This is a genomic window from Bacteroidota bacterium (assembly GCA_016713925.1).
Taxonomy (GTDB): domain Bacteria; phylum Bacteroidota; class Bacteroidia; order AKYH767-A; family OLB10; genus JAJTFW01.
Map to the genome: position 1 here is coordinate 1079380 of JADJOH010000007.1, position 24423 is coordinate 1103802.

The following is a 24423-nucleotide window of genomic DNA, read 5'->3' on the forward strand; positions in this document are numbered from 1 at the left end:
AAGTAACGTATTCAGAAATTTGGCGTATTTCATGGCCAATAATGCTCAGTAGCCTCGCAGGTACTGTCATTAACTTTACAGATGTTGCTTTTGTAGCCAGAATTGGAGAAAAAGAACTGGCTGCTTCAGCTCTGGGTGGTGTTTTCTACTTCTTGCTATTGATGTTGGGCACGGCCGTAGGGATAGGAGCACAAATCATTATTTCAAGAAAAGCAGGGGAGGATCGTCCAACGGAAATAGGACACGTTTTCGATCATAGCCTGGTCATTCTACTTGTATTTTCTATGTTGATGTTGCTCTTTCTCTATCTGGCTATACCTTCATTATTGCCATTAATAATTAATGATGGAGAAGTGGCAGCAGCGGCGCTGAGTTATTTAAAAGCACGTAGCTGGAGTTTGCCATTGATGATGGTGCTCATTGCACTACGTGCCTTCTATACCGGCATTACGCAAACCCGCATTATTACTTATTCTACTGTTCTCATGATGGTATTGAATGTAATACTTAACTATGGTTTTGTATTTGGCGGAATGGGATTCCCTGCACTTGGACTCATCGGGGCGGGACTTGCCTCTGCGATTTCGGAATCACTCGCTGTTGTCTATGCTGTAATTTATACGATGTCTCGTTCCGTATTTCAGAAATTCCGGTTATTTAAGTTTACACAATTGAAAAGAACGGCCTATGTTCAGATCCTCACTTTATCTTCTCCCATTATGTTACAACATTTTTTATCGATGGGTGCATGGTTCCTGTTTTTTGTATTGATTGAAAAGTTAGGTGCAAGGGAATTGGCAGTATCAAATGTGCTTCGTAGTATATACATGGTCCTTATGACACCGATATGGGGCTTTTCTCAGGCCAGCAATAGCATGGTTTCAAATCTTCTTGGACAAAACAAAGAGCATGAAGTCATACCTCTGGTCACTAAAATTGTTAAAATGAGTTTTCTGATCGGAGCAGGAGGGATACTGACAAGTATTGTATTTAAAGACCTCCTCTTTCGTCTCACCACGTCTGATGTTATGCTGATTCAGGAAGCTATTCCGGGCTTTTATGTTGTCTGTGTAGCCACCATAGTATTTTCCATTACTATGGTATTGATTTCAGCGATTTCCGGTACCGGACGCACTACTGCTGCAATGATTATAGAAGTAATCTCACTTGTCATCTATGTCGCTTACATACTTGTTTTTACAGTGATTCTACCGGGCACACTGGAGCTAGTCTGGACTTCTGAACTGATCTATTGGTTGATAATGGGTATAATCAGCTATTTTTACCTCGTTTCCGGAAAATGGAAAAGTAAATTGATCACAGAGAAGTTATGAAGATGAGAATAGTGTGGTTCGGGCTGTTGCTTCTTGGAATGGTGGCCTGTAAATCAGGGAAAACAACCGCAACCGGAGAAAGCAATGTAGAAATGCCTGTGGAACAACCTTCCTCCCCGTTCAGGAGAATGAAGGTGATTGATAGCAGAGATATTGATGGTTGTGGCTTTCTGTTGATGCAGGACGACAGTACCCTTTTTGATCCGGGCGTCCTCGACGAGAAATTCAGAAAGGATCAAATGGAGGTATTGGTTCACTTTAAAAAGAATAAAGACAGAATGAGTATTTGCATGCGCGGAATACCGGTGACAATTATTGAAATTAAAGGGCTTGTCAAATGAGAATTATTTTCCTTGGCACTCCTGCTTTTGCAGTTCCTTCTCTGAAGATACTTGTTGAGAATGGCTATGAAATTGTGGCTGTAATTACTGCAGAAGATAAAGCTGCCGGACGAGGTCAACGAATTGCAATTTCTGATGTGAAAAAATATGCACTGGAAGCCGGACTAAAAGTACTTCAACCCAGGCGGATGAACGATCCTGCTTTTCTTGATGAAGTTAAATCACTCCACGCGGATCTTCAAATTGTAGTCGCCTTTCGCATGATGCCGGAAGCATTGTGGTCCATGCCACCCCTTGGCACTTTTAACCTCCATGGATCATTGCTCCCTCAGTACAGAGGTGCTGCTCCTATAAACAGAGCCATCATGAACGGTGAAACAAAAACCGGATTGACTACTTTTTTTCTAAAGCATGAAATTGATACCGGTCTCATCATTTATAGAAAGGAAGTGCCGATTGGTCCCGAAGATACTGCAGGGGATTTGCATGACCGTATGATGGAAGAAGGAGCCTTGCTTGTATTGGATACGGTTAGAGCGATAGAAAGTAACGCTATTCATTTGCATCCACAGGAGGAATATATCCAACAGGGGGAGGAAGTAAAATCAGCTCCAAAAATTTTTAAAGAAGATTGTAAACTTGATTTCACTAAGGATATACATCATTTGAATAATCAGGTGCGTGGATTAAGTCCATTCCCCGGTGCTTTTTTTGATTTGGCGCTGGAAGATGGATCTCTTTTACCCGTTAAAGTGCTTCGCTCTATCCCGGAACCGGCGGGAACGGTATTGACGCATGAAATGATCAGTGATGGGAAAAGTACTTTGAAAATTAGTGCGGCTGATGGCTTTCTTGTGGTGAAGGAATTGCAGTTGCCCGGCAAGAAACGTATGAAAACAGAAGAATTGCTCCGCGGCTTTAAGTTTCCCGATAGTGCAACTATCCTCTAAAAGGACTTGAGATTTTACTCTTTTTAACTTTGAATAGTTAATATAATTATAGCAGAGTCGTCGTCTTCCAATAGAATGATAAGCATCTTTGTACCATGAAAAACGTTGTTGTTTTTTCCGGTGCAGGGATTAGTGCAGAGAGCGGAATAAAGACCTTTCGGGATACCGGAGGATTGTGGGAAGAATACCGTATTGAAGATGTAGCTACACCCGGCGCCTGGCATAGAAATGCGGCCCTGGTCCTCGATTTTTATAACCAACGAAGAGCACAGGTCTTGTCCGCTCAACCAAATTCTGCTCATAGTGCAATTGCTGATCTTGAAAAATATTTTAATGTACAAGTTATCACTCAGAATATTGATGACTTACATGAGCGGGCAGGGTCATCAAATGTCCTTCATTTACACGGTGAAATCAGAAAATCAAGATCCACACTGGATGAACATCTGATTTTTCCGATTGAAGGAAGTGAATTGAAGATGGGAGATATATGCCCACTCGGGGCTCAACTCCGTCCCCATATCGTTTGGTTTGGTGAGGCTGTTCCTGAAATGGAGAAGGCCATTTCTATCACGAGCAAGGCTGATATTTTTATAGTGATAGGAACATCTCTCGAAGTATATCCGGCTGCAGGATTGCTGGAATACGCTCCGGATTCGTCTCTAAAAATACTTGTGGATCCCCATGCCAAAATACCTGCACATTTAAATGAGTTCTCCGTAGTACGTAAATCAGCCGGTGTTGGGGTGCCGGAAGTGCTTCAAAAAATAATAGAAAATAATGTTTAGCAGCGAATTTATTGCTTCAGATACCTTTCAATGGTTTGTTCTTCCCGCTTTAATTTTTTTAGCGAGAATGAGTGATGTGACCCTGGCTACATTGAGAAATATTTTCCTGAGTAAATCCATTAAATACATCGTACCGTTTCTTGGATTTATTGAGGTGCTGATTTGGTTATTGGCAATAAGTCAGATCATGAAGAATTTACATAATCCGGTTTGCTTTATCGCCTATGCTACAGGATACTCGATGGGAATTTTCTTCGGAATTAAGATTGAGGAGCGACTGGCACTCGGCTTGCAAGTGATGAGAATTATCACTCAAAAAGATGCCGATGATCTGATTAAAGCTCTCGTTGACCATAGTTTTGGAATCACCACCATTGAAGGACATGGTGCAAAGGGTCCGGTGAAGATTATTCTTACTGTGGTGAAAAGAAAGGATATTATTACAGTCCGGCAACTCATAGAAGAAAAACATCCCACTGCATTTTACTCTGTGGAAGACATTAGAACGGTAAGCAGAGGTGTTTTTCCGCAGTCCGGCCAAAGCCGCCTGGATCATTTTAAAAGTGTTTTTCCATTAGGAAGCGGGAAATAGTTCATTTGAAAAAACTTTCATAGGTTTTGGAGATATGTGATTTTTGTCACATAAATACAAAATCCTATTACATAGTTTTGTTTCCACTAAACAAACACGCTATGAAAAAAAACATGGGTTCTACCGATAAAATTATGAGAATCATTGTTGCACTGGTATTGATCTTTCTCTATGCGACCAATAGAGTAGAGGGTACTTTGGGTATTGTATTGCTCGTACTGGCAGGGGTTTTCATCCTGACTTCTCTTGTTAGTTTCTGTCCGCTTTATGCACCATTCGGAATCAACACCTGCAAAAAGAATTAAGAAGCCAATTTAGGATTTTAACAGCTGCTGAAAAGTGGCAGAGGTGTTATTTGCCTGCCCTTTTCTTATTACTGATAATGAATTTTGTGAGGCTATTGTAGATGTTCCGAACCTCAGGTATCTCTTTTAAAATAGAAAGATGAGCCTTGATAGATTTAAAGTCTTCCCGCTGAGCCGGTCCGGTTTGTACAGTAACCGGAGAGGAATGCTGCACTTTCTCTGCGGTGGCGGTAATCAATGGCCGGAGCAAATCAAAAGAGAGATTATTTTCCTTTAATATCAATTCCGCAATTGCATATTGAGCGTTACTGAAATTATTGGCAAAAACAGCAGCAAGATGCACCATTAATCGTTGCCGGCTATTCATCATTGTCACCTTTTTGCTGAGGAGTTTGGCTGTATGTTTTAATAGTGAAAGCACTTTCGGATTACTACCCTCCAGACAAATTGGAACAGTTGACCAATCTACTTTCAGCTCTGACGAAAACGATTGCACCGGATAAAAGACGCCTGTACCGTGTGCATAAGCCGCACCATCAATCAGAGCAATGCTTCCCGAACAGTGCACCAAAATATAACCGGATTTACTATTCTGCTTCATGATACGTTGAATTGCATCATCACTGGTGCAGATGAATAAGACAGCATGTTTTGCACTTGTATCCGGAACTGTAGAATACCATGCAGCACCTGTAGCCCTGGCAATGGCTTTCCCTTTCTTAACATTCCTGCTGCAAATAAAACGGATAGGTAAACCGGCATGAAAAAGTCCCGTGGCCAGATGATGAGCCACATTCCCGGAACCAAATATTCCTATCTCGATATTTTTCACATTATTGAACCTGCTGAGTCTTTAACTGACGAATTCTCTTCACGATGGCAATCCATGTACCGATAATCATAAGAATACAACCTGTCCATAAAATGTTTATCTGAGGGAAAATGATGGCTTTCATGATCACAAATTCTCTGACATTCCCCTCTTTTTCGGCAATATCAATTTCCATTTTATTCTCTTCCGGTAAAATCTTTTCAAAAGCAAATTTCAGACCCAGCTCATTTATTTCTGCCGTGCGATTGAAGAACGAGTTTTCGCGAATGACAAAAACAGGTTCGGCATAATGAATCTTTCTGTTCACATCCATAATCAACAAGCGGGCGCCAATGGCAATATCACCTTCCTTCAGCATCAATGCGTTTTTGTCCACGTCTTTATTCAATGACTCCAGAATAACTAGACTATTACTGGTTGTAATTGTATCGCCAATGGACATTTGATACTTCTTTCCTTTCCGATAAGTTCCATCCTCCTGACGACCTGTTTTATCATCCAGCTCCGCATAGGTGACATGTGTATAAATATCTCTGTTCAAATAATGCTTTGTAGAAGGTTCACTCACATTGCCCATCCTTTCATTCAACTGCACTTTAGGAAAAAGGGAAAAACTCTTTTCTAATTTACCGTTAAGATGATTCGCTTTAAAATATTCCACCTCGTAGAAAATGTTGATGCCCTCCTTCTTCTTATCCTTATAGGTGACATAAAATTCACCCATGGGCAACGTATCACCCTGGTAGAGCAGAATATTCTCGTTATTCGGGAAATCCTTTCCTAAATCTACTTTCAAACGGTTCTGACTAATGACTGTTTTCTCTGCATTCGATATCAATGATCCTAATAAAATAAGAGCAATTCCCATATGAGCAATACTGGAGCCGGAATGCATCGTCTTCCCTTTAACTACCCGGATTAAATAATCCAGATTTGCTAAAAACGCCCATAGTGCTGTAAACAAAAGCAGTGTTTGTTGTACACGGTCAAAGTCATAATATACTTCGAGAGTGATAGCAACAATCAAAGCCACAACAAAGGAAATGACCAACTTCTTAATGGTTTCCTTAGGATCTGATTGTTTCCATTTAAAAAATTGTGAGATGGACATGAGCAGACCAATGATGACGGCGATAGGAATTTGCCATGAATTATAAAAATCTATTGCATCTGCAGGGGGAGCCATCTTGGTTCCAAAAATTTTATTGATGACTGGAATGGAGGTGGTAATGCTGATCTGAACTGCAGAGATGACGAGAATCAACATCCCCATAAACATCCAGAATTCACGACTGCTGATATGATCATCTTCGCTGCTTCCCTTAATTTCTTTTCGGTGGATGAAAACAAGTACAATTGAAAGCACTACAAAAAAGAGCATATAGAGTACCAATTGTCCTCTCATACCTAAATCAGTAAATGCATGTACAGAAGTATCACCCAAAATTCCGCTTCTTGTTAAAAAGGTCGAATATAGAATCAACAGAAAACTGGATACGACCAATACGATTGTACTGCCTAATGAAGTCCCGTTCTTCTTAAAAATCACCATCACATGGGCTGCACCCACCAACGTTAGCCAGGGAACAAGACTTGCATTCTCCACCGGGTCCCATGCCCAGAATCCGCCAAAACTCAATGATTCATAAGCCCAGGCACCTCCCATTAATAATCCTGTTCCCAGAATCATCACGCCAAAGAAAGCCCATGGCAATGCAGGTGCTACCCATTCTTTCACCTTTCCGGTAAGCATTCCGCCTATCGCATACGCAAATGGAATGGCAGTAGCAGCAAAACCCAGGAATAGAGTAGGGGGATGGATGACCATCCAGTAATTTTGCAGTAGTGGATTTAATCCCCGGCCATCTTTTATCTTATTCAGATAATCCGGCATTTGTATAAAAGGTAAGTTGGCAAAGTCAGGATGATCGCGCAAAAGAATAAATGGATTTGAACCAATTTTAATTCCATCGAACTCTAATCCCAATAACATTGATGCCAGAAAAGCCTGTATGATCATCAGGGTAAACATAACCGGAGCCTCCCATTTCCCCGCTTTCAGGATAATCACAAAAGAAAGAATTACATGCCAGAAGGTCCAAACTAAAAAACTTCCTTCCTGACCTTCCCAAAGACAAGCCCACATATATTTAAATGGTAAAATAGTACTGGAGTGTTGCCAGACATAATAATACTCAAAGAAATGTCCGTGAATTAAATAGTAAATAAGAAAGATCAACCCTAAAGCACTTATCGCATGAACACTGAAGGCTGTTCTGCCCAGCTTCACCCACGAAGCAGATAAATCATCTTTTCTTTTAAAGGAAAAGTAATAAGCCAGACAGGATAATAATGCCGCTGTAAAGGATAAGATGATCAGTATATTTCCTAACTGACCATATCCCAGGTGTTCACCTTGATAGTTTAGATTCATTTATTTTTCCTCGCAGAATTAAGAAAAGGAAATCGTTAATACTCGTTACTGTACCGCCTTCATTTGATCTTGCTGATTGCCGTTGTATTTGGAAGGACATTTCATCAATAGTTGATTCGCGATGAATTTATCTTCCTTCATTTTTCCGACTACAACAATTTGTTCGGATCTCTCAAAATCCTGTGGCTTGGTTCCATTATATAAAACCAGTTTCTCTAATCCTTCACTATCGACCAGGTAAAATCCAAAAATATTAGCGTTCTCCTGGGGATTATAAATAAAATCTTTCTGCAGGTTTACTTTTCCAACAACATGGAAAGTATTCCCTTCATTTTCGATCGCTGTCCTGAATGGGGCATAAGTGCTGGAGTTGCTGATGGTGCTGACAATAACAGCCAGAGCAATCGCAATGACAACAATCGCAACTATATGGATCTTTTTCATCTCTATTATCTGTTTTTTATCTCTTTCTCCAGCTTTGACACCTTTTTATCAATGCGAAACAAGTATATACTTAATATAGTTAATGCAATGGCTGCAATAACTACTACAACATAAATTTTGCCCTCTGAACGCATTGTATCCGCCATTTCAATTTCCTGCGCTCGAGCTAAAGAATGCAACGACATGAAGATGGATAACGTAAGAACTGCTGATTTTGATATAAACCTATTCATGATAATGTTTTTCAAGCTTTGTTATTCTAACTCTAAGACTCATCATCCAAACCCCCAGCAGCGTCCAACCGATAACTGCCGGATAAAATACCATGCGCATATTGGAATCCAAATCATATTTGTTAAAACCCGGATTTCCACCTTTGCCCGGATGAAGAGAATCGTTCAACTTAGGAATGATAAGTATAAAGACCACCATCATTACAAATGCAAATATGCTGTACACAGAAGATAAGCGAGCACGCTTGGTATCGTCGGCAATGGCATTTCTTAAAATAAAATAGGCAGCATAGATCAACATGGAGGCCGCTGTGCCATTTAACTGCGGATCGTTGACCCAGGGTGCTCCCCATGTATAATTGGCCCATACCATGCCTGTAATCAATCCGGCAATACCAAATACCATGGCCATTCTTGCACATTCCTCTGCAACGATATCAGAATAGAGTTTAGAGTTACTGAGATATTTGATACTATAAATAGCATTACACAGCATCAACACAAGCATGGCCATCCACATGGTGACATGGAAATATAAATTACGAATGGTTTCATTAAGAATAGGCATCCGAGGCACTTCTCCCACAAAACCCATGTAGTAGGTATAAAAAAGACAAATGAGTGCTAAAATTTTCCACCACCAGGCATGGGCAATTGTCGTTTTCATTTCAATTTATTATTCTCGCCAAAGGTAGGGAAAGAGGAGGTAGGAGAGCGCAACAATCATTACATTTAAGGAAATTAATAACAGAAAATACGGCTGATTAATGCTCCAATCTTGTCCTTCAATAGCGTTTTGAGTAAATCGAATAATTGTTATGATGAGTGGAAAAAGCAGTGGGAAACCAAGAATTGCTACCAAGGCAGCATTGCTTTGTGCGCGGGAAACAATACCCGATACCAGAGTCAAAATCGATGACAATCCAAAGCTTCCCAGAAGCAATCCACCCACAAACTGAAGTTTATCCTGAATCGGCAAATCAAAGAACAAGGAAAATGCCAGTAGGTTAACTATGCCTAATGCACTTAGCAATAAAATATTATAACAAGTTTTTGCCAAAATAACATTGGCAGGACTTAGGAGTAAATAATGGAAAAGTTGTATGCCACGGCTTTCCTGAAGAAAACTTCGGGCAATGGCATTGGTGGCCGCAAAAAGCATTATTATCCAAAAAGGGCGTTCCAGCTCACCGGATCCAGTTGCTGCCGGTAACTGAGATAGGAGATGTAAATTGAAGCAAGCGAATAGACCAGCAAGCTGGTAATGGCCTGTTTATTCTTTAATTCCAGGTTGAACTCATGTTGAATTAGCCGAATGAACTGTTTAAAGGAGAATTCCATATCCGGCAAATTTGGTGTTTTTATGAATCCGTGAATAAACTATTTTTGAACCGAAAGCAGAATTATGAAAATTGACCTACTGGCATTTGGTGCTCATCCCGATGATGTTGAATTAGGAGCAGGCGGAACACTTGCAAAAGAGATAAGTCTCGGCAGAAAAGTGGGGGTTGTTGACCTGACCAGGGGTGAATTAGGTACCCGGGGGAGTGCAACATCCAGAGACGAGGAAGCCGCAGCCAGTGCTGAATTACTTGGACTCGAATTTCGAACCAATATGTGCTTCAGGGATGGTTTTTTTCAAAATGACGAATTTCATCAGATGGCGTTGGTGGCTTACCTTAGGCATTATCAACCGGAAATTGTTATTTGCAATGCGAAAAGCGGCCGTCATCCGGATCATGGAAAAGGGAGTGAATTGGTTTCTGTAGCCTGTTTTCTCAGTGGATTGAGTAAAGTCAAATCTCAATGGAATGGAGTTGAACAGGAAGTCTGGAGACCTAAAGCTGTTTATCATTATATTCAGGATAGATATCTAAGGCCGGATTTTGTGGTGGACATCTCTGATTTTATGGAGATGAAAATGAAATCTGTTTTATCTTTTAAAACTCAATTTTATGACCCAAATTCAGCAGAACCTGCCACTGCTATTTCTTCAAAAGAGTTTCTCGAATTTCTATACGCTAGAGCAATTGAATTCGGCAGACCCATTGGTGCAAAATATGCAGAAGGTTTTACTGTGGAAAAAATAACCGGTATCTCTTCCTTGTTTGATCTCCGGTAAATTTTAGAATCATCAAGTCATATTATTAATCGAATTTCTTTTGTATCAAATTGGATTCATGTTCTTGTATCCTTGAAGAAGTGTTAGTCCTGTTTTTGAAGTGGTACTTCCCTATAATTTTTCAACTAAAAATTTCATTTCATGTTTTTTCAAATTGATCGATCCATTGCTTGTCTAAAAAATACTTCATAAAAAAAGAGGCCATCTCTTTCGAGACAGCCTCTTTCTATTTATTAGCAATCAATTACTTTACAATCATAGTGCGGGTAGCCTTTTCGCTTCCTACAATTACAGTGTAAGTATAGATTCCTGAAGCCAAATCACTACCATCAATTGACAGGGTATTTAAACCAGTCTGTAAATTATCGTAAGTGTTCGTCATCAACAGTTTTCCAACAATGCTATATACTTCAACTGTTACAGTAGAAGACTTAACAAGGTTCAGATTAAACTGAGTTGATCCATTGAAAGGATTTGGGAAATTCTGTCCCAGAGTGAAGCTGGTAGTAACAGTGTTCTCATTGATACTGGAAGTAACATAATTCGCTACAGGGAAGGAAGCACTTGCTTCTGTAAATGCAGGATCACATACTTCAAGACCATCAAGATACTTGTGATTGATATCTACGCCAATGTTGATTGGAACTTCAAGGTAAGAAACAGGAATTTTATAACATCCGGCTGTAGCACCATCCAATGTGAAAGGCGATACGTTTCCGAATAAACAAGCACCATCTGCATTTGATCCTGCAGTCAGGTTGATTTCAGAAGTCCAAAGACCAGTAGTAACGTTGAATGCTCTGCAGATTGCATTTGGCAGAACGTTATCCTGTAATCCGGGAGTTAATGTAGTGTCAGTATCAAACCATACAAAGAATAATTTAGTACCATCCAATGTACGAGCAATCTGAGGACGGCTATCTTCTGCAAGATTGTTAGTACCATCTGTAAATTCTCCACGGAAAGTTAAAGGCAAACCTAAAGCTTCAGCACTCCAGGTAGTTCCACCATCTGTAGTGAAAATATCAAATACACCCCAGTTACCTGTACCGGAGTTGATAGAGAATGGAGAAGTAGCCTGAGGACCTACTGCAACAAAGATGTGTGCGTTGTTGTTTGCATCTACAGCCATGTCAATTTCGAACGCACAAGTGTAACCGGTTACAGATGTATCAAATTGAAAGAAGGTCTCAAAACTGAACATGTCCAAAGCAGCTACTTTATTCCATGTAGCTCCATTGTCAGTTGTTTTGAAAATTGTAGGATATAAGAAACTATCAGGATCCACAGTATAAGATTCATGACCTAACAAAGCTACATACCCTGTTCCACCTGTACCCCATGCAATGCTAGTCGCTGTCAATTGAGGAGCACCGCCTGCATCACGTAAATCAAATGGAGCAGCTACAGAATTATAAGTATAGCTGTAATCTCCGGCATTCCATACACCTTTCGCTAACAAAATATTACCATTGTAACCACCTGCAGCATCAATGTAACCGGTAGAAGTCCAGAAAGAATTATCATCAGTATTCAAAGCACCACCATCAGGAATAAGGTATGAAGTACTGGTATCTTCCGTAGAAGTTGGAGTACCACCGCCTGTTAAAGCGCTTGACCCATGAACTAGTCCGCCCCAACCCACATTTAAACCAGCCAATGAAGGTGCAAAGTAAGAAACGAATGCATTAGCTGGAGTAGTATTTCCAACAGCATTGTATATCATACCTTGTGGGTAACGCGCATTAAATAAAGGAGCAGTAGCAGAATAAATAGGACCTTGATTAGCACTCCAGGTAGCTCCGGCATCCGAAGAATAACCATAACGTAAAAATCCACTGGTTGCATCACCGGTAACTGTTGGTGAGGAACGGTAAACCATAGAAACACAGTTTACAACAGGATGTGCAAATAATGTAGTTTTAGCACCGAAAGCAGTACCGAAAGCATTACCTGAATTACCAATATCAATTACTGTAACAGCTTGAGTACTTGGAATACCGGTCTTCTTTCTGACAACAGCAGGCTTGGGATTGTTTGAAGGAGTTGTTTTCGTCTCTCCATTCACTAATTGACCTTTTTGAGTTGCAGAAAATCCGCTCAGACCAACGCCGGGGGATAACTGCTGAGCCATTGCATTTACGCTAAGTGTAAGTACAAGACCACATGTAAGTAGTTTTTTCATCATTAATTTGATTTTAAGTTTGTATATGTTTTAAGGTTTTTATTGTTTGAACTGTGGGTAAAGGTATGCATAAAACATACGATTTCAGGTTAAACTCAGTTTTTTTACTTTACAATCACAAAAATAATATTTTTTGGTTAATTAAAATTAAACCCTGTTTTTAAAAATCTTCATCTTTGAAATTTACTTCCCAGTTGTGAATTATATTACTGATTTACAATTAATTATATCATTAATGGTGTGTTGAAAAATAGTGAAAAAAGAATACTGTTACTAACAAACAGGAGTAGAATAACCACGTCTTCCATTGAAGATATTCAGAAATTGGAATCTTCATTTTAACATGTACATAAATTGCTAAACAGCATTTTTCAGCAATAAATGCTGCTAAAGTGCCAATGGCAATTCCAATGATCCCTAATTTTAACATTAAAAAATAACTGACCAGGATATTTACTGTTATTTCTACCAGGGCAATTTTAAAAATGACATTGTTTTTTCCCGCTGCGATGACCAAGGTCTGTGGAAAAACAACCCTACTTATTAATAAAAGTAAATAAGTGTTAAAAATCACTGCACTGGAAGAAAACTCCGCTCTAAATACTATAGGATAGAAATAATTACTGGTCAGTAACAATACAATAGTTATAGGGTACAATAAGTGCATTAACCTGCCGGATTCCTTTTTCAATTGATTTAACCCGGCTTTATCAAACCTGGCCGCTGCAAGTTTGGGAACCAAAGCATTGCTTATCGCTCCGGAAAGTAAGACGGCGAGTGGCAACTCTTTGGCGCCATATCTGAAGATGGCAAAAGCATCACTTCCGAAATGGGTACTGACCAATAACCCATCTACGTATTCTGCAGATCCGGAAATCAACAGACTGAAAATTAAAGGAAGTGAAAATAGGATTTGGTCAAAGATCATTTTAAAATTCAACTGCAGTTGGCTACATCCGGTTAGTAAGCGGTGCAAAACTATGTTTTTGACAACGGCCAATACTATTAGGCAATAAAAACTGTATTCTAATCCATAGCCCAAATATACAGGAGCAACTACTGCACTAACATAGGCTATTAAATTTATCAATCCATATTTGAGAAGTCCGATTGTTCGGTTGGTCAAGAGGAGCAAATGTTCAATTAAAAAAGTGGGGTTGTTAAGGAAAATATAAAGTAGCATTAAGGGATAATAATCAACGGCTTCATCAGGTAAAAGTCGCTGTGCAGTCTGATTGAAAATAAGGAGGAAGAGCAGAAGTAAAGAATTCAATAAATAAAGTGAGCAAGCTGTATTAAATAAATGTGACTGATTACCCGCTTCAATAGATTTATTATAGCTGGACAATAACCCATTCAAAAGTCCGGACACCCAAAAAAAACTGACTGCACCGGAAAAAAAAATTAAACTTTCGTAAGATCCTATATCGCGAATATTCATTTTACTTTTAGCCAGTAAAATGCCCGTAATTAATATAGTTAAAAACCTCAGAATCTGAAAAATCTGAAAACTCCTGACAGTATCAATTTGCTTAATGAAATTTATAATTTTTTTCACCTCAGCTCTTGTAGTTTTTTAAAGCGCAACCTTAGACTATTACCAATGACAATAACATCTGAAAATGCCATGGAAAGTGATGCAAGCATTGGACTTAATAAACCGGCCGCGGCCATAGGAATAGCAACAATATTATATAGCAAAGCCCAAAATAAGTTTTGTCGTATAGTGCGTATAGTATGTTTTGACATTAAATGAATTTGTATCAATGCCTTCAATTCCCCTTTTCCAACAAGCACAATCTCAGCAGTTTGTTTTGCAATTTCTGTCCCGCTATTCATAGCAATTCCAACGGAGGCTACCGCTAATGAAGAAGCATCATTAATGCCATCACCTACCATCGCCACTTTGGATCTCAATTGCAAGTCCCGGATAACCGCCTCTTTTTCATGGGGTAATTTTTCTGCATATACCATTTCAATTTCAAGTTCTTTTGCAAGTCTATCACAGATATGCTTTCGGTCTCCGCTAAGTAGAACAGTATTAATTCCATTTTGTTTAAAATACTGAACAAGTTCTCTTGCATCGGGCCGAACAACATCTTCAAAATCTATTTCTGCTAATAACTCATTGTTTTGAGTAAGATATACCTGATGCTGTTCTTTTCCATTCTCCATTCCGGTAAATTGAGCTGAACCCGCTTTATATATATTACCTTCCTTATCCACTGCCTTTATTCCTGAACCGGGTATTTCTTTTATTTCAGAGAATAAAATAGGGTAGGGAGCCTTAACTGCAGAAAAATGCTTTGAAAGAGTTGCGGCTAAGGGGTGAGTAGAGTATTGTTCCAGAGTTCCCATCAGGTAGCCGACGAGACTTTTGTCAGCAAGGAAATTGATTTTTTTAATGGAAATCTTTCCTTCTGTTAATGTCCCTGTTTTATCAAAAACTATCGTGTCGATTTGTTGCAACCGCTCCATGGTTTCGCCACCTTTCACTAATATACCGTTTTTTGCTGATCGGCCAATACCTACGGCAACAGCTGTTGGAGTGGCAAGTCCCATGGCACACGGGCAGGAAATCACCAATACAGCAATGCTCCGAAGCAGCGATTCACTCGCGGTAAGGTCGAGGTAGAAGAAGGATACCAGAAAGGTAATCACTGAAATTACAATTACGATTGGAACAAACCATGCGCTAACCTGATCACCTATTCTTTGTATTTCTGGTTTCTGCAGCGCTGATTTTTTTACTGTTTCAATCATTCTGCTTAGAATAGTTTCCGATCCTGCCTGCTGAACCAGTACTTTAATATGACCACTTTGGAGAATAGTCCCACTCATGACCAATTCGTCAACTGTTTTCTCTACAGGCATGCTTTCCCCGGTCATCATCGATTGATCGATAGCGGCCTTCCCTTCATAAATGACACCGTCCGCCGGAATTTTTTCACCGGTATTAATTAGTATAAGATCATTCACACGTAAGTAGGCTGCAGCTATTTCCCTGGTGGTTTCGTGAGCAGTTAATGCGTTTTCAATGATTCGGGCTGTCTGAGGTTGAATCCGTATTAATGCTTCAAGTGCAGATTGTGTTTTTTTAAGACTGCGTCGCTCAATAATATTACCGAGTAATAACAATGTAATTATTGTGGCAGAGGTTTCGAAAAACAAATAATCAGCGGCCTTCACATCTCCAAAATGAAGATACCATCCAAAACAAGAGTATATATAGGCAGCGGATGAACCCAGTGTAATTAACACATCCATATTCGGACTACCGCTTTTCAAAGAGCCCCAGGCACTCCTTCCAAAATGAAGTAGTCCGATGAGCATGACCGGTGTAGCCAGAATAAATTGCACAAGGGGTAAATGGAGAAAATGCCAGTCCACAAACATATGAAGGAAAAGAGGTAATGTTAAAAGAAGACAACATCCAAAACGAAAGTCAAGTGAAGCGACTATTTCCGATATTTTACTTATTTTTTTCTCCTCTCCTTCCTTACCTGCACTATATCCCAAACTATTGATGGCTGTTACAATCTGATCAATTCCAATACCTGACACGGTATCAAGTTCCAGCACGCCTGATTCATAATCAATATGAACATTTGTCATCCCCTTCTTTTCAAGATGTCTGGCAATGCCCTGTGCGCAACTTGAACAGGTCATTCCACCTACTTTTAAGACCACTTTTTCCATCAGATAGCAAAATTAACTTTATAGGTCACAACCAACCCCGGGAGGATGGTTTTGAAATCTATTTTATTCATCCCTTTGCTGGTTTTTTTAGAAACATTACATTTGCACCCTTCAAACGGTGGATGTAGCTCAGTTGGTTAGAGCGCTAGTTTGTGGCACTGGAGGTCGGGGGTTCGAGACCCCTCATTCACCCTAAGCGGGGTCATTGTAAAATGACTCCGCTTTTTTGTAATCTACTGTAATTCAACACCAATTTATAAAATACAACGAGGTGACTTCCTCAATCAGTAGTCTGTATTATTAACTGATTTATTCTTCCAGATAGTATAGATAAGTTCAGGAATCTTTCTTGTAAATATTCACTTTCTATATTTTTTCGGAGATATTAACAGGCCCAAACGATGTTTATTCGTTAAAAATCAGGAATTGTTAATAACTTGATAATAGTAAATAAAAGATTTTCTAATGATTTGACTCCAAAGTATCTTTGCAAAATCAACAAAAAATCCATTATGTCATCAGCTACTCAACAACCATCCAATCAAAACACCTATGAACGCCAACTTGAAGATTGGATCGAACAGGAAAAAGCAGCCATTGAGCTGATTCATTTAACCGGCGGTTTATGGTTTAATAAATCTGTTGAACTGATTATTTTCAGAAACCAGTTGGTCGATCGTAGCGCCAGTCAAATACTGAATCTCCATCAATATGCGAATGATATCGTAAAAAAGCCCATCACCGTAATGGATACGCTGGAGCTTACCAGAGCATTAAGCACGTTGGATCTTGCGCCCTCGCGGATTGATATCGGTCGCATGACCTCCGAGTGGTTGAGCGAAAAAGAAAGTTATGGTAACGATCCGAAAAATTTATTGAAGGTAAAATTGGAAGTTTCATTGGCAAGGATCGCAAAAAAATGATCCCTCGTGATGTAATTTTATACGGTTTCGGTCGAATTGGCCGTATCCTCGCTCGTGAGTTAGTAGGTCAGGCCGGAAAAGGGGAACAGTTACGTCTTCGCGCTATCGTTGTCAGAAAAAGATCAGATGACGATCTTTCCAAACGTGCTGAACTGTTGAGAAATGATTCTGTGCATGGTCCATTCCCCGGAACCGTCATTGAAGATGCTGAAAAGAATGCCTTAATTGTGAATGGCCATACCATCTATGTGATCGACGCCAAAAACCCTGAAGATGTGGATTATTCTGCATATGGGATCACTAATGCCTTGTTGATTGACAATACCGGCGTTTCCCGTGACCGTGAAGGACTGAGCAAACATCTCAAAGCAAAGGGTGTGACCAAAGTATTGCTCACTGCTCCGGGCAAAGGTGATATTCCTAATGTAGTATACGGTGTCAATGAAAAAGATCATACAGAGAACGAAACTATTTTCTCCGCTGCCTCTTGTACAACCAATGCCATCGTTCCTGTTCTTGCTGTCATTGAGAAGTCATTAGGTGTTGAAAGAGGTCATATCGAAACGATTCACTCGTATACCAATGACCAGAATTTATTGGATAACTATCATAGTAAATATCGTCGTGGCCGTAGTGCTGCCATGAATATGGTGATTACTGAAACCGGTGCGGATAAGGCCGTAGCAAAAGTGCTTCCTGTGCTTGCAGGTAAACTTACGGGAAATGCTGTAAGGGTGCCCACCCCTGATGTTTCTCTTGCTATCCTGAATCTTACCTTGAAAAAGGAAGTAAATAAAGAGGAAGTAAATGATATTTTGAAAGATGGAGCTTTGCGCGGAAATCTTATAGAACAGATTCAATATTCCAATTCAAACGAGTTGGTATCTTCTGATCTGATCGGAAACCCATGCGCATCTATTGTTGATTCTCCGGCAACTATCGTTTCAAAAGATAAAAAGAGCATTGTACTGTATGTATGGTATGATAATGAATATGGCTATAGCCGTCAGGTAGTCAGATTTGCGAAATACCTCGCGGATGTAATTCGTTTGACTTACTATTAATAGAACGAACATTCCAATTCAACAAAGATAAGGTTGCCTTAGAACAGGTCACCTTTTTTTTATTTCATAGAAACTGATTTAACGGCTTCATCTAAAATTGAAAAATCACTTCCACCAAACTGCTTAATCCCCTAAATAGGACTTTAATATTTTGCTTTTATTTTTATGTCGAAGTCTCCGCAATGCTTTTTCCTTAATTTGTCGCACACGTTCACGTGTCAGATCAAACTTAGATCCGATTTCTTCCAAAGTTAAACCATGACCCAAACCTATTCCGAAGAATAAAATTAACACTTCCCGTTCTCTCTCAGACAACGTACTCAAGGACCGGTCGATTTCCTTCCGGAGAGAATCGTTGATCAGTTGAATATCTGCACGGGGAGATTCGGTATTTTCAATAACATCCAGCAAGGTATTTTCTTCTCCTTGTACAAAAGGCGCATCCATGGAAACATGCCGGCCGGAAATTCTCAAGGCATCAGTAATTTTATCAATAGGAAGGTCCGTCAATATGGCAATTTCTTCATAAGAAGGTTCGCGTTCAAACTCCTGCTCCAGTTTGCTGAAGGCCTTACTGATTCTGCTCAGAGATCCTACCTGATTTAATGGAAGCCGGACAATCCGGGCCTGCTCTGCGATCGCCTGTAGAATACTTTGTCTGATCCACCAGACTGCATACGAAATAAATTTAAAACCTTTGGTTTCATCAAATCGCTTGGCCGCTTTTATCAGTCCCAGGTTTCCTTCATTAATAAGATCAGGTAAACTTAAACCCTGACTCTGATACTGTTTGGCAACGGAAACCACAAATCGAAGGTTTGCGCGAGTCATTTTATCCAAAGCAGTACTGTCACCATCACGGATAAGTCGCGCAAGGCGTACCTCTTCTTCCGATGTTATCATCGGCTCCTTACCAATTTCAGCAAGGTACTTCTCCAGAGAAGCACTCTCACGATTGGTGATTGATTTACTTATTTTCAGTTGACGCATAGTAGTGGAATGTCATTTCTGAAAATGCTTCGGCTTTGTGTAAAACAAATATAGAATTTAAAAAGTTGAATTACCAAAATATTCATGAAATAAAAAAGGATGTCGGTTAAACATCCTTTTTCTTACTTTTTTGATCTGCACAAATTACATGCCGAAACCATAATAGGCTTTCATGCCATTGGGATAAGCACCTTCAATCAGTACTCCACCTTTTTTTGATTCCAGATATTCCGTAACTTCTTTCGCTGATCTGACTTTTCTATTGTCAATAGCGGTAATGATAAAGCCATCTTTTAAGCCCGCGCTTTTTAATTTTCCGGTTTGTAATTCTTTCACCTTCACGCCAGACTCAACACCAAGCTTACTCAATTCTGCTTCACTTGCATTCTCCAGCACAGCTCCTAACAAATTGATGGCTTCGTTTTTTGTCACTTCCGTGTTTCCATCTTTGTTTCGTAAAATGACTGGTATGATTTTCTCACTATTATTTCGGAGTACCGTTACCATAATTTTATCACCGGGTCTGAATCTTCCAACCTGTTCCTGAAGTTCCGGAGAACTTTTGATCTCAAACCCATTGATGGATTTAATAATGTCACCTACCTTCAGACCGGCAACAGCTGCCGCACCGCCTTCAGTAAGCCCATTCACATAAACGCCATTTAAGGTGTTTACTTCCTTTTCTTTAGCAAAATCAGCATCAATATCCCGTATGCTGACACCAATGAAACCTCGCTGAACGATGCCAAACTCCATGAGATCCTTCACCACCTTTTTAACAATATTGACAGGGATGGCAAAAGAATATCCGGAATAGGAACCCGTGTTTGAAGCGATGGCTGCATTAATTCCTATTAATTCGCCATTCAGGTTGACTAATGCTCCGCCGGAGTTTCCGGGGTTTACTGCAGCATCGGTTTGAATAAAGGACTCGATTGGAAATCTCTGGTCAGGTAGGATATTGATGTTTCTGGCTTTTGCACTGACTATTCCTGCCGTTACCGTTGATGTTAAATTGAAAGGATTGCCCACTGCAAGGACCCATTCTCCTACGCGAACCTGATCAGAATTTCCTAATGCAATATGTGGAAGTTTTTTAGCATCCACCTTTAATAAGGCCAGATCAGTTGATGGATCAGTTCCGATGACTTTCGCTACAAATGTTTCCTTGTCATTCAGTGTAATGGAAACCTCTGATCCATTCTCGATCACGTGGTTGTTGGTGACTACATAACCATCTTCAGAGATGATGACACCCGAGCCGGTCGATTGTTGCTGTGGCATCTGCCTGGGTGCGGGATTTCCCAAAAAAGTTGAATGGGTCGAGAAATTGTCCGGAGTTTCCTTGTTGTGCTGCATATTTAGTAGTGACATGCACCACCACGGGGACAGTAGTTTCAGCAGAAGCTGTAAAATCAACCGGTACACCGGAAGATCCCGTATAAGAAACTGCACGAACAGGAACTGAAGAATTGAATCTATCCCCATTATCTGAAATTTCGGAATGAAACAGGTTGTTATTAATTCCTGCACCGATCATTCCGCCTACGATGGCTAATGTAAAGATGGCTACGGTTTTTTTGATTGCTCTCATATGGCTAATGTATTTTATTTGATGCCTGTAACAATATACGTTGGAAAGCCAAAATTATTTTTGAAATGATGAATCAAAAATGAATTTAACCTTCTTTTAACCAAGAACAAACCGAAGTTGAAAAAGATAAAATTAAATCCATAGGCTCTAAGCTCCATTATTTTATTGTTTTCGTTATTTTTACATCAATGGAAATGGAATTCTACAAATACCAGGGTACCGGAAATGATTTTATTGTTGTTGATGGAATTCAATATTCTGCCCAACTGTCTATTGCTCAAATTCAAAAGTGTTGTGACCGACGTTTTGGAATTGGTGCGGATGGTCTGATTGTTCTTAAATCACATCCGGAATTTGATTTCGAAATGGAATATTATAATGCAGATGGACACCCGGGTTCTATGTGTGGAAACGGTGGTCGATGTATCGTTCATTTTGCTTTTAGCAAAGGATATGTAAAAGAGCAATGCCGGTTTTTGGCGGTGGATGGTATTCATGAGGCTATTCTGCTCCGGAATGGAAATATTTCCTTAGAGATGAAAGATGTGAAGGGGATACAAACCGTAAATAGCGACTTCTTCCTGAATACAGGATCCCCACATCATATCAGATTTGTGAAGGACATTGAGAATTTTAATGTGTTTACGGAAGGAAAAACAATTAGGAATAATGAGAGATATAAGAAGGAAGGAACGAATGTGAATTTCGCTGAGTGGATAGGAGACCGGTTGTTTGTCAGAACGTATGAAAGAGGTGTGGAAGAGGAAACCCTGAGTTGTGGAACAGGGGTTACTGCTGCAGCCATCGTTGCGGGAAACATTGGAAATAATGAAAAATCAAATAAAATAAATATTAAAACCAGGGGTGGAGATCTTGCCGTAAGCTATACCGTAAACGATACCGGTTTTTCTGATATTCGGTTAGAAGGTCCTGCTACATTCGTTTATAAAGGGATAATTGAGCTATGATAAGAGGAAATAGTGTATTGCTACGCGCATTGGAACCGAAGGATGTGGACCTGATGATGATTTATGAAAATGACGCAGAAATCTGGCCGGTGAGCGGAACTTTTGCACCTTATTCCAGATACACGCTGGAACAGTATTATAAAAATGCTACTCAAGACATCTATACTTCCAAGCAATTACGTCTGGCCATTGAATTGATTGTTGAATTACCGGGTGCAGGAGCTACAATCGGCTATATCGATTTATTTGATTTCGATCCTCAACATAGAAGGGCAGGGGTAGGGATCCTGATCGGTAACAGAGAGTACCGGAACAAAGGATTGGCAACCGAAGCTTTATCCATGTTAGTCAAGCATAGTTTTAACACGTTGAATCTGCACCAACTGTATTGTCATATCGACAATAGTAATGAACATAGTTTGCGGTTGTTTTCTAAAGTCGGTTTCAGAACATGTGGTTCGCTGCGTGACTGGATCGTATATGAAGGAAAGTGGCATAGTGTATCTCTGCTACAACTGATAAGACCCACGGTAATTATTTAATGAGTAACACTTTAATTAAATACTTTTTTGCAGTCTCCTGCTGTGCTTTTATTGCATTTTCAAACTGGAATTGCGGTATTTCATCGCAGCAAACACCTGAACAAATTGCGCTGGCCAGAACTGAATATGCCGGATTGTCCGATACAGCGCGCTATGTGGGAATGAATACCTGCAAAGGTTGTCATACTGAAGTGCATGCCTCTTTTATCCATACCGGAATGGGAAAATCTTTTGATACAGCCAGTCAAAATAAAACGTCGCCCGATTTTACTAATCATACGGTCGTGTATGATGAACACCTGAACATGCATTATCATGCCTATTGGCAGGAGGGCAAATTATTCTTTAACGAATTCAGAGGAAACACTAAGGATACCGCTTATAGCAGAACAGAACAGGTAAAATATATTGTGGGTTCCGGACAGCATACCAACTCTCATATGTGGGAAAGTAACGGTTATCTCTTCCAGGCACCCATGACCTTTTATACTCAGAAAGGCAAATGGGATCTGCCTCCCGGTTTTGAGAACGGTGCTAATTCTCGTTTTAACAGAATCATAGGTCTAGAATGTATGACTTGTCATAATGGCTATCCGGAATTCGTTGCCGGTTCTGAAAATAAATTCACTAAAGTTCAAAATGGGATCGATTGTGAAAGATGTCATGGTCCGGGAAGTATTCATGTGCAGGAGAAATCAATGGGTATCCTTATCGATACCGCTAAAAGGATAGACTATTCTATTGTAAACCCTTCAAAACTTCCCATTGATTTGCAGTTTGATGTCTGCCAGAGATGTCATGTACAAGGCAATACTGTTCTGAATGAAGGGAAATCATTTTTTGATTTCAAACCGGGGATGCGTTTATCAGATGTGATGTATGTATTTATGCCTGTTTACAAGGGGAAAGAAAATGAACATATCATGGCATCTCATGTGGAGCGGCTCAAGATGAGTAAATGTTTCATCACCACTACCCGTCGTTTACAAGCTGAAGGAGGTGGAAAAACTACGGGATTAAAACCCTTTAAGAATGGACTCACCTGTATTACTTGTCACAATCCTCATATCAGTGTGAAAGAAACCGGTGATGATCATTTTAACAGTACTTGCAAGTCCTGTCATGCAGTGGGCAAGGAACATCTCTGCTCTAAGAATTCAAACTCTGCAATGAAAGGTGGAAAGGATGATTGCGTCAGTTGTCATATGCCGGTACAAGGCACATTGGATATACCTCACGTGAGTGTGCACGATCACCGGATAGCAATACATCAGGAAGTGAAAGAAGTGGAGAAGATGAAAACCTTTATTGGCATCAATTGCCTGAATGATTCCAATCCTCCTGATAAAATTATTGCACAGGCCTATATTAATTATGTAGAGAAGTTCGGTATGGAGAAAACCTTACTCGACTCTGCACTGTCTAATTTAAAAAAAGATACGAAGTCCGGTATTGAAGAAAATATTCATCAATACGTTCAACTCTATTATTTGAAGAATGACTTTGCCGGAATCGTTTCAATAACAGAAACAATTCCAAAATTGCTTTCATCATTGAACCGGAAGAGTTATGATAACAAAGATGCCTGGACATCATACCGTATTGGTGAAGCCATGCAAAATACCGGAAGAACCCAAAGTAGTGTACAATGGTTTAAAAATGCCTACATACTTGCTCCATTGTATCCGGATTTTGGAAATAAATATGCCAATGCCCTGGCCGGTCAGAAGAACTTTGCAGAAGCCAGAAAGATATTTTCATCTTTAGTAAAGGAACATCCCTACTATGCGCCTGCTTTTTCCAATTTGGGTTATTTGATCCTGATTCAGGAAGGCAATGTAAACAGGGCCAACAGTTATTTGGATAAAGCACTAGCTTTAGATCCCGACTATGAACTCGCAATACTGAACAAGGCTGCCGCGTTTATGAGCGAAGGTAAGGTGCAGGATGCAAGAAAATATCTTCAAAAAGTACTGCAAATCAATCCGGAGAATCGGCAGGCCATTGAGGGTTTAAAAAGAATTACGAAATAAACAACATCATCAACACCTGACAATTCATTGCTGTGGCTAAAAAGAAAAAT

23 protein-coding genes, 1 tRNA gene and 1 pseudogene are annotated in these 24423 nt (G+C 39.8%); 12 read left to right on the forward strand and 13 right to left on the reverse strand.

Features of this window, described 5'->3' with window-relative positions; translation table 11 throughout:
- Positions 1 to 41 precede the first annotated feature (41 nt).
- The 6 genes from IPJ86_12745 (at position 42) to IPJ86_12770 (ending at position 4310) form a co-directional block, all read left to right on the forward strand.
- Positions 42 to 1334, forward strand: coding sequence for an MATE family efflux transporter (locus tag IPJ86_12745; GenBank protein ID MBK7888115.1), 1293 nt, complete (start codon positions 42 to 44; stop codon positions 1332 to 1334).
- Between the two features lie 2 nt (positions 1335 to 1336).
- Positions 1337 to 1675 carry a hypothetical protein gene (locus IPJ86_12750; protein ID MBK7888116.1) on the forward strand — a complete coding sequence of 113 codons (339 nt, stop codon included), beginning with the start codon at positions 1337 to 1339 and terminating at the stop codon, positions 1673 to 1675.
- Positions 1672 to 2625 carry a methionyl-tRNA formyltransferase gene (locus tag IPJ86_12755; GenBank protein ID MBK7888117.1) on the forward strand — a complete coding sequence of 318 codons (954 nt, stop codon included), beginning with the start codon at positions 1672 to 1674 and terminating at the stop codon, positions 2623 to 2625. The genes IPJ86_12750 and IPJ86_12755 overlap by 4 nt, the downstream gene beginning before the upstream one ends.
- 95 nt (positions 2626 to 2720) lie before the next feature.
- Positions 2721 to 3413, forward strand: a complete 693-nt coding sequence (locus tag IPJ86_12760) for an NAD-dependent deacylase (protein ID MBK7888118.1) — start codon at positions 2721 to 2723, stop codon at positions 3411 to 3413.
- Complete coding sequence (locus IPJ86_12765) at positions 3406 to 4005, forward strand: DUF2179 domain-containing protein (protein ID MBK7888119.1); 600 nt, start codon at positions 3406 to 3408, stop codon at positions 4003 to 4005. Before IPJ86_12760 ends, IPJ86_12765 begins: the two co-directional genes overlap by 8 nt.
- A gap of 101 nt (positions 4006 to 4106) precedes the next feature.
- Positions 4107 to 4310, forward strand: coding sequence for a DUF2892 domain-containing protein (locus tag IPJ86_12770; GenBank protein MBK7888120.1), 204 nt, complete (start codon positions 4107 to 4109; stop codon positions 4308 to 4310).
- Between the two features lie 46 nt (positions 4311 to 4356).
- Here IPJ86_12770 and IPJ86_12775 read toward each other — a convergent pair whose 3' ends face one another.
- The 7 genes from IPJ86_12775 to IPJ86_12805 are packed head-to-tail and all read right to left on the reverse strand — an operon-like array spanning position 4357 to position 9594.
- Positions 4357 to 5142, reverse strand: coding sequence for a DUF2520 domain-containing protein (locus IPJ86_12775; GenBank protein MBK7888121.1), 786 nt, complete (start codon positions 5140 to 5142; stop codon positions 4357 to 4359).
- Position 5143: 1 nt separating this feature from the next.
- On the reverse strand, positions 5144 to 7576 hold the full coding sequence (ccsA, locus tag IPJ86_12780) for a cytochrome c biogenesis protein CcsA (protein ID MBK7888122.1): 2433 nt from the start codon (positions 7574 to 7576) through the stop codon (positions 5144 to 5146).
- Positions 7577 to 7621: 45 nt separating this feature from the next.
- Complete coding sequence (locus tag IPJ86_12785) at positions 7622 to 8020, reverse strand: cytochrome c maturation protein CcmE (protein ID MBK7888123.1); 399 nt, start codon at positions 8018 to 8020, stop codon at positions 7622 to 7624.
- Between the two features lie 5 nt (positions 8021 to 8025).
- The gene (locus IPJ86_12790; GenBank protein ID MBK7888124.1) at positions 8026 to 8205 is read right to left on the reverse strand and encodes a CcmD family protein; all 180 of its coding nucleotides are present in this window, start codon (positions 8203 to 8205) and stop codon (positions 8026 to 8028) included.
- A gap of 40 nt (positions 8206 to 8245) precedes the next feature.
- Positions 8246 to 8920, reverse strand: a complete 675-nt coding sequence (gene ccsA / locus IPJ86_12795; protein ID MBK7888125.1) for a cytochrome c biogenesis protein CcsA — start codon at positions 8918 to 8920, stop codon at positions 8246 to 8248.
- A 9-nt stretch (positions 8921 to 8929) separates the two neighbouring features.
- Positions 8930 to 9415 carry a heme exporter protein CcmB gene (locus IPJ86_12800; protein ID MBK7888126.1) on the reverse strand — a complete coding sequence of 162 codons (486 nt, stop codon included), beginning with the start codon at positions 9413 to 9415 and terminating at the stop codon, positions 8930 to 8932.
- A 2-nt stretch (positions 9416 to 9417) separates the two neighbouring features.
- Positions 9418 to 9594, reverse strand: a complete 177-nt coding sequence (locus tag IPJ86_12805; protein MBK7888127.1) for a hypothetical protein — start codon at positions 9592 to 9594, stop codon at positions 9418 to 9420.
- A 64-nt stretch (positions 9595 to 9658) separates the two neighbouring features.
- On the opposite strand from IPJ86_12805, the gene bshB1 reads away from it, so the two are divergent.
- Entirely contained in the window at positions 9659 to 10375 is a 717-nt protein-coding gene (bshB1, locus tag IPJ86_12810; GenBank protein ID MBK7888128.1) for a bacillithiol biosynthesis deacetylase BshB1, read from the forward strand.
- A 244-nt stretch (positions 10376 to 10619) separates the two neighbouring features.
- On the opposite strand, the gene IPJ86_12815 is transcribed toward bshB1, so the two are convergent.
- From IPJ86_12815 to cadA, 3 genes are all read right to left on the reverse strand, one after another.
- Positions 10620 to 12563 carry a T9SS type A sorting domain-containing protein gene (locus tag IPJ86_12815; protein ID MBK7888129.1) on the reverse strand — a complete coding sequence of 648 codons (1944 nt, stop codon included), beginning with the start codon at positions 12561 to 12563 and terminating at the stop codon, positions 10620 to 10622.
- Positions 12564 to 12792: 229 nt separating this feature from the next.
- Entirely contained in the window at positions 12793 to 14001 is a 1209-nt protein-coding gene (locus IPJ86_12820; GenBank protein MBK7888130.1) for a polysaccharide biosynthesis C-terminal domain-containing protein, read from the reverse strand.
- A 113-nt stretch (positions 14002 to 14114) separates the two neighbouring features.
- A complete protein-coding gene (gene cadA, locus IPJ86_12825) occupies positions 14115 to 16259 on the reverse strand; it encodes a cadmium-translocating P-type ATPase (GenBank protein ID MBK7888131.1) in 2145 nt (714 codons plus the stop codon).
- Between the two features lie 118 nt (positions 16260 to 16377).
- Here cadA and IPJ86_12830 point away from each other — a divergent pair.
- Both IPJ86_12830 and IPJ86_12835 read left to right on the forward strand, forming a co-directional pair.
- Positions 16378 to 16451: transfer RNA gene (locus IPJ86_12830), tRNA-His, on the forward strand.
- 320 nt (positions 16452 to 16771) lie between these two features.
- Positions 16772 to 18246 (forward strand): annotated as a pseudogene (locus IPJ86_12835) (glyceraldehyde-3-phosphate dehydrogenase).
- Between the two features lie 123 nt (positions 18247 to 18369).
- On the opposite strand, the gene IPJ86_12840 reads toward IPJ86_12835, so the two are convergent.
- The 3 genes from IPJ86_12840 to IPJ86_12850 all read right to left on the reverse strand — a co-directional run bounded on the left by IPJ86_12840 (position 18370) and on the right by IPJ86_12850 (position 20830).
- Complete coding sequence (locus IPJ86_12840) at positions 18370 to 19236, reverse strand: RNA polymerase sigma factor RpoD/SigA (protein ID MBK7888132.1); 867 nt, start codon at positions 19234 to 19236, stop codon at positions 18370 to 18372.
- A 144-nt stretch (positions 19237 to 19380) separates the two neighbouring features.
- The gene (locus IPJ86_12845) at positions 19381 to 20544 is read right to left on the reverse strand and encodes a Do family serine endopeptidase (GenBank protein MBK7888133.1); all 1164 of its coding nucleotides are present in this window, start codon (positions 20542 to 20544) and stop codon (positions 19381 to 19383) included.
- Positions 20477 to 20830, reverse strand: a complete 354-nt coding sequence (locus IPJ86_12850) for a hypothetical protein (GenBank protein ID MBK7888134.1) — start codon at positions 20828 to 20830, stop codon at positions 20477 to 20479. The genes IPJ86_12845 and IPJ86_12850 overlap by 68 nt, the downstream gene beginning before the upstream one ends.
- A gap of 188 nt (positions 20831 to 21018) precedes the next feature.
- On the opposite strand from IPJ86_12850, the gene IPJ86_12855 reads away from it, so the two are divergent.
- From IPJ86_12855 to IPJ86_12865, 3 genes are read left to right on the forward strand one after another with little or no spacing between them, the layout of a single operon-like run.
- Positions 21019 to 21798 carry a diaminopimelate epimerase gene (locus IPJ86_12855; GenBank protein ID MBK7888135.1) on the forward strand — a complete coding sequence of 260 codons (780 nt, stop codon included), beginning with the start codon at positions 21019 to 21021 and terminating at the stop codon, positions 21796 to 21798.
- Positions 21795 to 22340, forward strand: a complete 546-nt coding sequence (locus IPJ86_12860) for a GNAT family N-acetyltransferase (protein ID MBK7888136.1) — start codon at positions 21795 to 21797, stop codon at positions 22338 to 22340. Before IPJ86_12855 ends, IPJ86_12860 begins: the two co-directional genes overlap by 4 nt.
- Positions 22340 to 24373, forward strand: coding sequence for a tetratricopeptide repeat protein (locus IPJ86_12865; GenBank protein ID MBK7888137.1), 2034 nt, complete (start codon positions 22340 to 22342; stop codon positions 24371 to 24373). Before IPJ86_12860 ends, IPJ86_12865 begins: the two co-directional genes overlap by 1 nt.
- Positions 24374 to 24423 lie beyond the last annotated feature (50 nt).

Coding starts and splice junctions, on each gene's coding strand:
- IPJ86_12745 (MBK7888115.1), top strand. CDS start 42: ATGCTCAGTAGCCTCGCAGGTACTGTCATTAACTTTACAGATGTTGCT.
- IPJ86_12750 (MBK7888116.1), top strand. CDS start 1,337: ATGAGAATAGTGTGGTTCGGGCTGTTGCTTCTTGGAATGGTGGCCTGT.
- IPJ86_12755 (MBK7888117.1), top strand. CDS start 1,672: ATGAGAATTATTTTCCTTGGCACTCCTGCTTTTGCAGTTCCTTCTCTG.
- IPJ86_12760 (MBK7888118.1), top strand. CDS start 2,721: ATGAAAAACGTTGTTGTTTTTTCCGGTGCAGGGATTAGTGCAGAGAGC.
- IPJ86_12765 (MBK7888119.1), top strand. CDS start 3,406: ATGTTTAGCAGCGAATTTATTGCTTCAGATACCTTTCAATGGTTTGTT.
- IPJ86_12770 (MBK7888120.1), top strand. CDS start 4,107: ATGAAAAAAAACATGGGTTCTACCGATAAAATTATGAGAATCATTGTT.
- ccsA (MBK7888122.1), bottom strand. CDS start 7,576: ATGAATCTAAACTATCAAGGTGAACACCTGGGATATGGTCAGTTAGGA.
- IPJ86_12785 (MBK7888123.1), bottom strand. CDS start 8,020: ATGAAAAAGATCCATATAGTTGCGATTGTTGTCATTGCGATTGCTCTG.
- IPJ86_12790 (MBK7888124.1), bottom strand. CDS start 8,205: ATGTCGTTGCATTCTTTAGCTCGAGCGCAGGAAATTGAAATGGCGGAT.
- ccsA (MBK7888125.1), bottom strand. CDS start 8,920: ATGAAAACGACAATTGCCCATGCCTGGTGGTGGAAAATTTTAGCACTC.
- IPJ86_12800 (MBK7888126.1), bottom strand. CDS start 9,415: ATGCTTTTTGCGGCCACCAATGCCATTGCCCGAAGTTTTCTTCAGGAA.
- IPJ86_12805 (MBK7888127.1), bottom strand. CDS start 9,594: ATGGAATTCTCCTTTAAACAGTTCATTCGGCTAATTCAACATGAGTTC.
- bshB1 (MBK7888128.1), top strand. CDS start 9,659: ATGAAAATTGACCTACTGGCATTTGGTGCTCATCCCGATGATGTTGAA.
- IPJ86_12815 (MBK7888129.1), bottom strand. CDS start 12,563: ATGATGAAAAAACTACTTACATGTGGTCTTGTACTTACACTTAGCGTA.
- IPJ86_12820 (MBK7888130.1), bottom strand. CDS start 14,001: ATGAATATTCGCGATATAGGATCTTACGAAAGTTTAATTTTTTTTTCC.
- cadA (MBK7888131.1), bottom strand. CDS start 16,259: ATGGAAAAAGTGGTCTTAAAAGTAGGTGGAATGACCTGTTCAAGTTGC.
- IPJ86_12840 (MBK7888132.1), bottom strand. CDS start 19,236: ATGCGTCAACTGAAAATAAGTAAATCAATCACCAATCGTGAGAGTGCT.
- IPJ86_12850 (MBK7888134.1), bottom strand. CDS start 20,830: ATGAGAGCAATCAAAAAAACCGTAGCCATCTTTACATTAGCCATCGTA.
- IPJ86_12855 (MBK7888135.1), top strand. CDS start 21,019: ATGGAAATGGAATTCTACAAATACCAGGGTACCGGAAATGATTTTATT.
- IPJ86_12860 (MBK7888136.1), top strand. CDS start 21,795: ATGATAAGAGGAAATAGTGTATTGCTACGCGCATTGGAACCGAAGGAT.
- IPJ86_12865 (MBK7888137.1), top strand. CDS start 22,340: ATGAGTAACACTTTAATTAAATACTTTTTTGCAGTCTCCTGCTGTGCT.